Annotated in this window: 9 protein-coding genes and 2 tRNA genes; all 11 read right to left on the minus strand. The window is 47.2% G+C overall.

The genetic code is table 11. The annotated features are described in order from the left end of the window. Positions 1 to 31: 31 nt before the first annotated feature. A tRNA-Leu gene (locus tag RDL68_RS05085) sits at positions 32 to 117 on the minus strand. A gap of 4 nt (positions 118 to 121) precedes the next feature. Next, positions 122 to 194: transfer RNA gene (locus RDL68_RS05090), tRNA-Asn, on the minus strand. Between the two features lie 218 nt (positions 195 to 412). Beyond that, positions 413 to 1219: a hypothetical protein gene (locus tag RDL68_RS05095; RefSeq protein WP_308540601.1), complete on the minus strand. Its 807-nt coding sequence runs from the start codon at positions 1217 to 1219 to the stop codon at positions 413 to 415. A gap of 2 nt (positions 1220 to 1221) precedes the next feature. After that, entirely contained in the window at positions 1222 to 2085 is an 864-nt protein-coding gene (locus RDL68_RS05100; RefSeq protein WP_308540602.1) for a patatin family protein, read from the minus strand. A 19-nt stretch (positions 2086 to 2104) separates the two neighbouring features. Then, entirely contained in the window at positions 2105 to 3814 is a 1710-nt protein-coding gene (malQ, locus tag RDL68_RS05105) for a 4-alpha-glucanotransferase (RefSeq protein WP_308540603.1), read from the minus strand. Positions 3815 to 3826: 12 nt separating this feature from the next. Further along, entirely contained in the window at positions 3827 to 4912 is a 1086-nt protein-coding gene (locus tag RDL68_RS05110; RefSeq protein ID WP_308540604.1) for an ABC transporter ATP-binding protein, read from the minus strand. Between the two features lie 4 nt (positions 4913 to 4916). Beyond that, positions 4917 to 5777: a sugar ABC transporter permease gene (locus tag RDL68_RS05115; protein ID WP_308540605.1), complete on the minus strand. Its 861-nt coding sequence runs from the start codon at positions 5775 to 5777 to the stop codon at positions 4917 to 4919. 34 nt (positions 5778 to 5811) lie between these two features. Further along, positions 5812 to 7857 carry a sugar ABC transporter permease gene (locus RDL68_RS05120; protein ID WP_308540606.1) on the minus strand — a complete coding sequence of 682 codons (2046 nt, stop codon included), beginning with the start codon at positions 7855 to 7857 and terminating at the stop codon, positions 5812 to 5814. A 48-nt stretch (positions 7858 to 7905) separates the two neighbouring features. Then, on the minus strand, positions 7906 to 8337 hold the full coding sequence (locus RDL68_RS05125) for a hypothetical protein (protein WP_308540607.1): 432 nt from the start codon (positions 8335 to 8337) through the stop codon (positions 7906 to 7908). Positions 8338 to 8437: 100 nt separating this feature from the next. Next, the gene (locus RDL68_RS05130) at positions 8438 to 9769 is read right to left on the minus strand and encodes a sugar ABC transporter substrate-binding protein (RefSeq protein WP_308540608.1); all 1332 of its coding nucleotides are present in this window, start codon (positions 9767 to 9769) and stop codon (positions 8438 to 8440) included. A gap of 256 nt (positions 9770 to 10025) precedes the next feature. After that, the coding region (locus RDL68_RS05135; RefSeq protein ID WP_374042593.1) for a hypothetical protein at positions 10026 to 10518 on the minus strand (493 nt) is incomplete at its 5' end.

Raw genomic sequence — 10518 nt, forward strand, 5'->3', positions numbered from 1 at the left:
CGCCGAATTGCCGAAAGTCTTTTCCGGATAATGCCGAGGACCGGAATCGAACCGGTACGATCGGTAAGGATCGAGGGATTTTAAGTCCCTTGCGTCTGCCAATTCCGCCACCCCGGCAAAACGCCTTGTGTAGGACTCGAACCTACGACAACGCGGTTAACAGCCGCGCGCTCTACCAGCTGAGCTAACAAGGCATAGCGATGAATCTCATCGCCGCTACGTATTATCTGCGCACCATCCGGCGGAAGAACCGTCGGTTTTGGTAGCGACTTGTACATTATAGCAACGTTCTTCGGGGAATGCAAGAGTGATTCATTGTTTTTTCTCTTTGTTTTTTCTGGTAGGAGAAAAAGTATAAATCTTAGTTATAGCAAGGCTTACGGGGTATTTTTCCGCTCTATTCCCTCTTTTTTTACAGTGAGGAGCACTCTATCTGTACCGTTTTTTGCTCATCCATTCGGATTTCTCCGCCAATCCGTACTTCCTCTCCGGACGGACCGTCTCCCAAAGAAAGCTCTATGGTTCCGCGGGGCTGCTTGAGGAGAACCGGTTTTTCCCGTAGGTTCCAAGTGTCTTTTTTTGCCACGGCAACAGCAAAACTACCCGAACCGCAGGATCCCTCACGATACAAGGTATCTGCCTTAGTGACGTACACATAAGGCACCATTTCCTTCCGATTTTCCGCTAAAAACATCATGCCGTATGCCTCAGTGGGATAGTTCTGTTTGAGGAAAGGCAGTACACGGCGCACAAATGCCTCGTCCTCCTCACGATTTGGTAAAAGAATGTGGAGGATACCCGATAAATGCACAGCCGTATAGGATACACCCTCAAGTGGTATGGGCAAAATGGCAATGGGCTTTGGCAAAGCGATTTCTGCACAGAGCCGTTTTGTATCCACGTGAACAGCAAGCGGACGGGATGCACCGCTTACCATTACCTCCTCCGTAACTCTCCCTTCCCGCTTTTTCAAAAGCGCCTGCAATAAGCCGAGTGAGCGAGACGCATTTCCGCAAAACTCCCCACCCATCATGTCCATGCGTAGGGGCACTCCCTTTTCATTGAAAGTAATAAAGCCCACCTGCTCAATATCGGTATCCACCTGTTCCATCAGACTTCGCCCGATGGCAACACGCTCTTCAACAGGCGTAGGCGTAAACACAAACGCAGTTATATTTCCGGCGGGATCAACGCGCTGATACGTAATCGTTCTCTTCATCTTCATCTTCTTCCCTCTCGACAGGACAAAAAGGATGAAATCTGTTCTGCATCATGCCATCCTGCCTCATAGAGCTTCTCAAGCGACTGCTTGTCTCTTCGCAGTGTATCCACGCCAAACGTATCTTTTGGGGACAACAGCAATAGCTTTCCCTCTTCACGATAGCGCTTTGCCAACTCTACCTTTTGATTATAGATTTCGGCACGCACACAAAACGCCTTCGCTGCCAAGGGATACTCCTGTTGAATATGACGGGCAATACGACGATCTCTGTCCGGTTTTCGGATGGTATCCTCCGGCTTGGTTAAAATCAGGATGACACGATCACATCCTTCTGAAAACGCCTTTTCCAGTGGAATGCAATCACTTACTGCGCCATCATAATACGCTACCCCATTAAGCGTAACGGGTCGACAGAAATGCGGCAACGCCGAAGAGGCTTTGAAAATGTCATAGTGATCCTGCCGTATCTCCTTTTTCAAAAAATAGTGTGGCTTGCCCGTTTCCGCATTAGTGGCAACAACGATAAGATCCATGGGATTCTTATGCAGTGTTTCATAGTCTAATGGATCTTCTCCATCTGCATTACTTAATGTGCCATACACATAATCCAAATCGACCGCATTGCGATGACGAAGAAAACGCCAAAAGCTCATATATTCTTTACGGAAAGAATAATCGGTATAAAAACGATGATTTCTTCCCCTTTGCTGCGCAAGAAAAGAGGCAAGGTTGGCACTGCCGGCAGAAACGCCGACTCCCAAATCAAACGTAATGCCTTCCTGTAAGCAATAATCAAAGATACCTGCGCCGTAAATATCGCGCATACCTCCTCCGATATCGATAATCCCAACCTTTTCCTTCATTCCTGCTCCTCCTTTGCTATCAACGGCCGTACAGGTTTTTTAACGCGCGTATTTTTTGAATGATGGACTTGTCCGCATATTCCGCCGGAAGACGCCACTTCCAATTGCCGCCGATGGTTCCGGGCAAATTGGTGCGTGTACGCGCATCCGTCCATAGCACATCCTGCATTTGGAAAATACACAAGTCCGCAACCGTAGAGGCTGCCGCACGAAGAAGTCCCCAATGAACGCCTTCCGATTGGTGCAAGGCAAAATAGGAACCGACCAGATATTGAATATGGGCATCTAAGTTCTCCCACCAAGCGCGAAGCGGTTCGCTGTCATGTGTTCCCGTATAGATACTTGTGCGTTGCGGAAAACGATGAGGAAGATAATCGGAATCTGCGCATCCACCGAAGGCAAACTGAATGGGCTTCATGCCCGGAAATCCGGTTTTTTCGCGCAAGGAAATGACCTCATCGGAAAGCACACCCAGATCCTCTACCAGTACCGGCAGCGCTCCAAGCTCGTTTTGAAGCGTTTCAAACAGATCCATGCCCGGACCGGGTTCCCAATGCCCATTTCTCGCCGTCTCTTCCTGCGCAGGAACGGTCCAATAATGAGCAAAACCGATAAAATGGTCTAAACGAAGGATATCGTAGAGACGCAAATTGGCGCGAAAACGCGCGACCCAAAAATCGTACTTTCTCTCCGCCATGCGATCCCAACGATAGATGGGATTGCCCCAACGCTGTCCATCCGCTGTAAACGCATCCGGTGGAGCTCCGGCAACTACGGTAGGATATCCTTTGTCATCCAAGTAAAATTGATCCCGATTTGCCCATACATCCGAGCTGTCGTGCGCAACGTAAATTGGTAAATCACCAATGAACGATATGCCTGCCTCATGCGCATAGTTCTGTAACGCACGCCACTGACGAAAAAAATGATACTGCATGAACACTTGAAAAAGAATATCCTTCTCGTGCGCTTCGCGAAACGCCGAAAGCGCATCTTCGTGACGGTCGCGGTATTCTTCCTGCCACTCGGTCCATTGCACATCGAAATGCTCCGCTTTGAGTGCTTGAAACAAAGCATAATCTTCAATCCATTCCTGATTCTCTTCGCGAAATGCCGAAAGCGTCTCCGGAGAACCGTAGTCGCCTTCCAATCGAGAATAGCCGACGCTTTCTTCTTGCTCGTTTGTCACTCTCTCCTGTTCCCCCATTGCACGTGCAAATGCGCGACGAAGCAGACGATAGCGCTGATTATAGAGCAAAGAATACGTAATGTACTCTTTTTCCTCTCCAAAAGGAATGGCATCTAACTCCTCAATTTCCAGCAGACCGTCGGCACATAAGAAATCGAGATCAATAAAATAGGGGTTGCCGGCGATTCCGGAAAAACTCTGATAAGGAGAATCCCCGTAGCTGGTTGGTCCCAAGGGCAGAATTTGCCAATATCGTATTCCTGCATCCCGAAGAAAGTCACAAAACCGGTACGCTTCTTTTCCAAAGGTACCGATTCCGTAATGAGAAGGTAACGAGAATATCGGAAGAATAACACCCATTCCCCGTTTATAGTGAACCATCTCCAACTCCGGAGGATAACACGTCCGCTGTTCTTGAAGGTTCCGGTCGGCAGACCAGAACGTAAAGGACTCTTCCTCTGTTCCGGCATCGGAAAACAAAGAGACGCCGTCCGACGGCGTCTCTTGAATTGTATTTTGTTCGTTGAATCGATACTCCATGTTTTTCCTCAATTAAATGCGCTGCTTGGTTTCCCCGTCAAAATAATGCATGGCCTCAGCGTCAAAAGCAAACTCCTCCGCCTGACCTTGCGTAAAATTATAATGACCCGGCATGGTCATGACAAGGTCTTTGCCGCTGGGCAGCTTAACAAAGAGAGATTGCTCCTTGCCTAAGTTTTCGATGACATCAACATGAATGCCGAAGCGATTCTTCTCCGTTTTCTCTTTGCTGAGGAAACGTTCCGAGCGAATGCCGGCGATGACCTTCTTGCCTTCATAGGCGTTTAGACGAATCGCGTCGGCAGCGGACGGTTCAATACAAACCTCATCATTTTCGGTTCGGAAAGCACCGTTTACCATCGTTCCTTCAATCAAATTCATCGTCGGCGATCCAATGAATTGCGCCACAAAGGTATTTGCCGGCGTATTGTAAAATTCATCCGGAGATCCCGCTTGTTGAATTTGCCCTTTGTCCAACAAAATAATTTTCGTCGCCATCGTCATCGCTTCCGTCTGGTCGTGCGTAACGTAGATGGTCGTGGTTTTCATCTGTTGGTGAATACGCACCAGCTCAATGCGCATGTGTTCGCGCAGTTTAGCATCCAAATTGGACAGCGGCTCATCCATCAGGAAAATCCCCGGATTGCGGACAATAGCGCGTCCAAGCGCAACACGCTGACGCTGACCGCCGGAAATGTCCGAAGGACGTGAGTAAAGATAATTCTCAATTTGCAAGAGTTTTGCCGCATCTTTCACGCGCTTGTCAATGATGCCCTTACGCTCTTTGCGCATTTTCAGCGAAAACGCCATGTTATCGTATACCGTCATGTGCGGATAAAGCGCATAACTTTGGAAAACCATGGCAATGTCGCGATCCTTAGGAGGTACCTGATTAACCACACGATCACCGAAGATCAATTCTCCCTCGGTTATGGAGTTCAACCCCGCAATCATGCGCAGCAGGGTACTTTTTCCGCATCCGGACGGACCTAAAATGACACAGAAATCGCGGCTCTTAATTTCCAAATTGATGTGACGGAGCGTAAATTCTTCTCGTCCTTCATATTTTTTCCCGATATTCTTCATTAATACCTGCATCGCATCATCCTTTCACCGAACCGGAAGATAGTCCGGATACCAATTGTTTTTGCAGCATGATAAATAACGTGACAATGGGCAGCGCCGTCAGCAGACCGCCGGCAGCAAAAAGAGGCTGGCGCATTGTACGTGTATCGTCAATCAAAGTCTGTAAGCCCGTAGCCAGTGTGTATTCCGATGGACTTGTCAACAACACCTTAGGCAGCATGTAGTCCGTAAACGGCGCAATAAACGCCCACAAGGCGATAATGGCAAGCATCGGACGAACAATTGGCGTGATAATCATACGGAATACTTGGAAATTGGAGCATCCGTCCATACGAGCAGCCTCATCCAACTCCGTGGAAATGGAATCGATATAGCCCTTCATGATCAGCGTATTGTTCGCGATGCCGCCTGCCGAATAAATGAGTACCAACATCATCTGTCTGGTAAACGGCGGAATGACACCGGAAATAATCTGATGCATGGTAAAGTAGGCTGTAATTCCCGCAAATGTAGGAATCACCTGAATAAGAAGAATGGTCAAAAGCGACCCCCTCTTAAACTTAAAGCGAAAACGTGAATACGCATATCCGGTAAACGCAACGACCAACGTTTGAATGATGGCGGATGCCACACCGATAAACACCGTATTCTTTAGCCAGGAAAGATATTGCGTATCCTGAAACAGATCGCGGAAATTATTCAGTGAAAACTCATATCTGCCGTTCAAGATAAGATATTTTCCCTGTGCGCCATTAAACGAGGAAATGATAATCTGCAGTATAGGCCAAAGCACAATGAATGCCCACAGCACTAAGACAGCGTATGTGACACCCACGCCGACACGACCAACCGGCGTTAATGGCTGCTGGTCCTTCAAATAAAAATTCTGTCCTTTTTTCTTCCGCATAGCGTTATCCCTCCCGGAAAGCCGAAGTACGGCGATATCCGATAAAAGCCACCACAATGAGAACGATGGAAATGAGAATGGAAATAGCTGCGCCAAATGCCTGATACTCATTCTCCATGGTCAGCTTGAAAATGTAGGAGATGAGAAGATCGCTGGTTCCGGCAAGATTTCCGTACTTGGTCGGATTGAACGGTCCCCCTCCATTAAAGAGCTGAATAATGGTGTAGTTATTAAAGTTAAACGTGTATTGCCCAACAAGGATTGGCGCAGTTTGAAACAATAACATCGGCAGGGTAATGCGATGGAACTGCTGCCAAGCGTTTGCGCCGTCCATTTCTGCCGCCTCATACAAGTCCGCCGGTATGGATTGCAAAACCCCGGTTGCCAAAAGGAAAATATACGCGTTGCCACACCATCCCTGAATGAAAATCAAAGCCGCGCGCGTCAAATTTGCATCGTTCTTCACATTCACCGTATGTCCTGCAACAGAAGACAATACCTCTGTCAGATAGCCATCCGGTGCCAACATAATGGAAAAGAACATAATCGTAATGAACGCAGGAACCGCCCAGGGCAAAATATACACCGTGCGGAAGAAGCGTTTACCGCGAATGTGTTTTCCGTTAACCAAAATAGCTAATCCCATACCAATCGCAATCGCCAAGGTCGTTGCGCCAAGCGTCCATATTACTGTCCAGCCTAAGATTCGCCAGAAAAGCGAACCCTGCAAGCCTTGCGCACGGAGGATTGTCATGTAATTATCCAAACCGATCCAGCTGAATTTGGACTGGTGATCGGGATCCATGCCTGTAAAGGAAAGTAATACCGCCGTAATAATGGGGATGAGCGTGATAAATAAGATCAACAATACAGCCGGGATGTTGACGAAATACGGAAATCCTTTTTCATTGATTTCCCGTTTCGTTTCAAACCACTGATTCGGGCGTATACCCAGCATCTCGTCTTTTTCCACTTTTCGGGCATCCATAAAAGCAATGCCTATCAAAATAAGGGATAAAAAGACGAGAACGAGAGAGACGATGCCTTCTATCATAAAGATGAGCGATCGGTCTACACGTCCGCCGTTTTTGGCAAGCGTGAACAGCCCCATCAGCCCTTCTCCCTGATAATTGCCAAAGCCCAACGCATACGGTACAGCAATCAGATAGATAAAGAGGACGATAAGAAGACAATACGCGCCTTTCTTTTTTTGTCCGTTGAGGATTTGCCCAAGCCCGGGAACGGGCAGAGAAAATAGGCATCGCCACAACGAATTTTTCATCGTCTCCGCCGGTACACTTCGACGAATAGCTGAGATTTCCTCGTTTAATGTGGCTTCCTGTTGACGGTTATCATTGCGTAAATGATGTTTGATGTTGCGAATCAAGTCATCATGATATTTCTGCGGCGCATAATATTGCTTGAGCGCAATATCCTGTTGATATTCATTTTTAGCAATTTTAGCCGCATTATCGTATGCTTTTCGGGAAATCAACCCTTCATGCAGAGACTTTTTCAGCTCCTGGACACGCGCGTCAAATTGCTTCTTTCTTTCTTCTTTGTACTGTGCTTCTTCCGTTTGATACGCAGCGGCTTTTTCGGTATCGACCTTTTGCTGATTGGCAAATTCCAAATCCAACAAAAGAAGACGATACGAGGTAATCATCGCCGGCAACAGCTCCACTTTCTTTGCCGCCGTGCGGTAAGCAAGTTCCGCATCGTAGCACAAATCCACGTATGGAGCATAGAATTCCGCCATTTTTTCCGCGCGGAAAAGAGCGATCAGATATTGTCTTACTTTAGGATCCTTATCATCAATCTGCGCTTGTGCTTGCGGTTCCTCTGCTTTGAGCGTTGCGAGAAACGTCTTTTCCGCCTGTTCATATTCGCGTAATGCGACAAGATAAGGATGGGTATCTTTTTGTGCTTTCAGACGACGAACGGTATCGGTATCCCCCGCATGTTGTGCAACAGCGAGTTCTCGCAGATATTCATTTTTGCGCGGATATTCTCTCCCGATTCGATCCGTCAGCATCACGGGATAATTCATATAGTTTCCCTTCTATTCGAACAGAAATCAGTGAATACGCTATCTTTATCAGCGGTTTTTACGCCGCGTCTTTTCCTCTATATCGGCGTGAAGAATAAAAATAGCCGATAAACATAACAGCTCACCCCACCAAAACACATTGTTCCACTGAAAAAGCAGAATGCGCATCAACAGCGTATAAAACAAAAGCAGTCCCCATACCCAATAGGCTAATTTCGTCAATCCCATCTTGTGTACAGCAAAATAGAGATAGACAGCATACCCTGCAGGAATCAATAGGGAAGAAAACATCTCCCCCGTGCGCATGGCGGTATAATCTCGCAACGTCAACTGCGAAGAGATACTGTCCCGCCACGCTTCAAACAGCGCACGATCTTTCGCCGTAAACAACGCATAAAGACAAACGAATAAAACATACCATGCAACGGCAATATAGATGGCAAACGTCTTTTGTTTCGACGGATGCTTCAGTTGAAACATGAGCCCCTCTCATTCGAACGATAGCTTCGAGAAAAAAGCGGAGGTTTCCTGCAGAAACCTCCGCTTTCGCTACGGTACATGAACGGGTTACCCCGAACAATTATTTCTGCAAGTTTGTCATCATCGCGTCAAAGGAAGCCTTTAACTGTTTATAAGCCTCTTCAGCGGACGAGGGCTTCTCCGCATTCCAGGAAAGAACCGCATTCTTCCATGTATCCCAGACCTGACCATATTCCTGGAAAAGCGGACGGGAAACGGCGTTCTGATAGGAATTAATCATGTTGACCACCGTCGCCTTCTCTACATCAGTCAATCCCGATGCCTGATATTTGTCTGCAGAAACCTGTTCCATGACTTTTCCGGTCGCCTTGAAATACTCTTCAAAGAATTCGGGATTCGCCAATTCCGCAATTAACGCCTTGCAAATCGCCATCTTGTTGGTGTCTTCTTCATTGCGAACGTTAATGGCGTATCCCCAGCCGCCTTTCCAATGTGTCAGCGGCTTTCCGGCAATCGTTAAATTATCCAATGCGCCCAATTCCAAGTTCTCTTCGCCAGCAGCTTTCGCGATGGTGTTGTAATCCCACGGACCGCCGAGACGAATGACGCCGTTCTTACCGGTTTCAAACTGCGTATCGGTATAGGCATATCCCGCTTTGTCATCAAACAAACTGGTGTTATTGTCGGCGTTGCCTTTCCAGTAGCCATACAACGCTTCAATTACCGCCTGTTTTTCTTTCGGCAGTTGTGACCATTCCATCGTCAAATCCGATGCAAAAGAGCCATCTTCTTTCTTCTCCAGCAATTCGATTCCTGCCGAGTTCAAAAGCGCAACTCCGTACCACGCATCAAACGCAGGAACCTGCACTTGTGCCCAAGTCGCTTCTCCAATTTCGACCGGTTTTGTCAAATCGACATTCTGTGCTGTGGCATTTGCTTTTTGTTTGAAAGCAAGCAAGCACTCGATGTTCATCGGGAAAGCGAAATACTCATCTCCGATCTTGAAGTTGCCGCCCAAGCCCTGATTAAATTCGGCGAAATCTTTCCATCCGCCGACAGTAGTACATAATCCTTCGGCATCAATCGCTGCCAGGTTCTCGCCTTCTACCATGCCATAAAGGCGATCTGCTGGAATCGAAAATACGTCAGCGACGTCTTCATTCTTCGGTCCCGTCTTATCGATTACTTCAATGTGATCAAACGCGCCCTTTTCAATGATCGAAATCTCTACATCGGGGTTGGCTTTTTTTACACGTTCAATCGCCGCTTCGTAATACGGTTTCCATCCTTCTTCCGCCTGAACGGTAATGGAGCCTTTAAGCGCACCGGTTTCCGGTTTCTCTTCCGGCTTTTTGTCCCCCCCTCCACATGCAACAAGGGACAGGGACATAGAGCCCGCCAGCAATAAAGATAATGCCTTTTTCCAATTCATAAATTCCTCCTGTAAACGTTTTTATTTTGCAGAATAAAAGCGGAAAACGCTTTTCTGTATTCTACTAAAAAAAGTTTCAAAAGTAAAGTAAATACCGAGTTTTTTACTCTTGTAACTTTTTTGCCGTTGATTTATCTGCCGCTCTGCCTATAAGCGTAACCAATGCAAATTTCGTTGTAACATATAATAAAGAATGGGCAATTCCCATAGAAATCACCCATTCCTGAATAGCTGTTACTTTTTCAATAAAAAGTATTTAATAAAGCTTAGCCCCCGCCGGAATGTGGTCATCGACCATTAACAGATGGAGCTTCTCTTCCCCTTCTTCTTCATGAATGGCGCTGATGAGCATACCACAGGAGTCAACGCCCATCATCTTGCGCGGAGGCAAATTCGTGATGGCAATACAGGTTTTACCGACAAGTTCTTCCGGTTCATAGTAGGCGTGAATACCGCTTAAAATGGTGCGTGGTTCCTCTGTGCCGTCATCCAATGCAAAACGAAGCAGCTTTTTAGACTTTGGCACCGCCTCGCAGGAAAGTACCTTGACCGCACGAAAATCCGATTTGCTGAAGGTATCAAAATCCACAAAGTCTGTGAAGAGCGGTTCAATTTGCACCTTGGAAAAATCAATCGCCGTGGGCGAAGTAGCCGGCTCGCCCGAAGCGGTCGCCGGTTTTGTCGAAGCTTCCGTCTTTTCTACGCCTAACGGCTTCATTGTTGGGAATTGTTTCTCATTTAACATATTA

Origin of the sequence: uncultured Murdochiella sp., assembly GCF_902488755.1 — a bacterium.
Classification (GTDB): domain Bacteria; phylum Bacillota; class Clostridia; order Tissierellales; family Peptoniphilaceae; genus Murdochiella.

Bases quoted from the DNA above. Each gene is read 5' to 3' on its own strand.
- malQ (WP_308540603.1), bottom strand. From the start codon at position 3,814: ATGGAGTATCGATTCAACGAACAAAATACAATTCAAGAGACGCCGTCG.
- RDL68_RS05125 (WP_308540607.1), bottom strand. From the start codon at position 8,337: ATGTTTCAACTGAAGCATCCGTCGAAACAAAAGACGTTTGCCATCTAT.
- RDL68_RS05100 (WP_308540602.1), bottom strand. From the start codon at position 2,085: ATGAAGGAAAAGGTTGGGATTATCGATATCGGAGGAGGTATGCGCGAT.
- RDL68_RS05095 (WP_308540601.1), bottom strand. From the start codon at position 1,219: ATGAAGAGAACGATTACGTATCAGCGCGTTGATCCCGCCGGAAATATA.
- RDL68_RS05120 (WP_308540606.1), bottom strand. From the start codon at position 7,857: ATGAATTATCCCGTGATGCTGACGGATCGAATCGGGAGAGAATATCCG.
- RDL68_RS05130 (WP_308540608.1), bottom strand. From the start codon at position 9,769: ATGAATTGGAAAAAGGCATTATCTTTATTGCTGGCGGGCTCTATGTCC.
- RDL68_RS05110 (WP_308540604.1), bottom strand. From the start codon at position 4,912: ATGCAGGTATTAATGAAGAATATCGGGAAAAAATATGAAGGACGAGAA.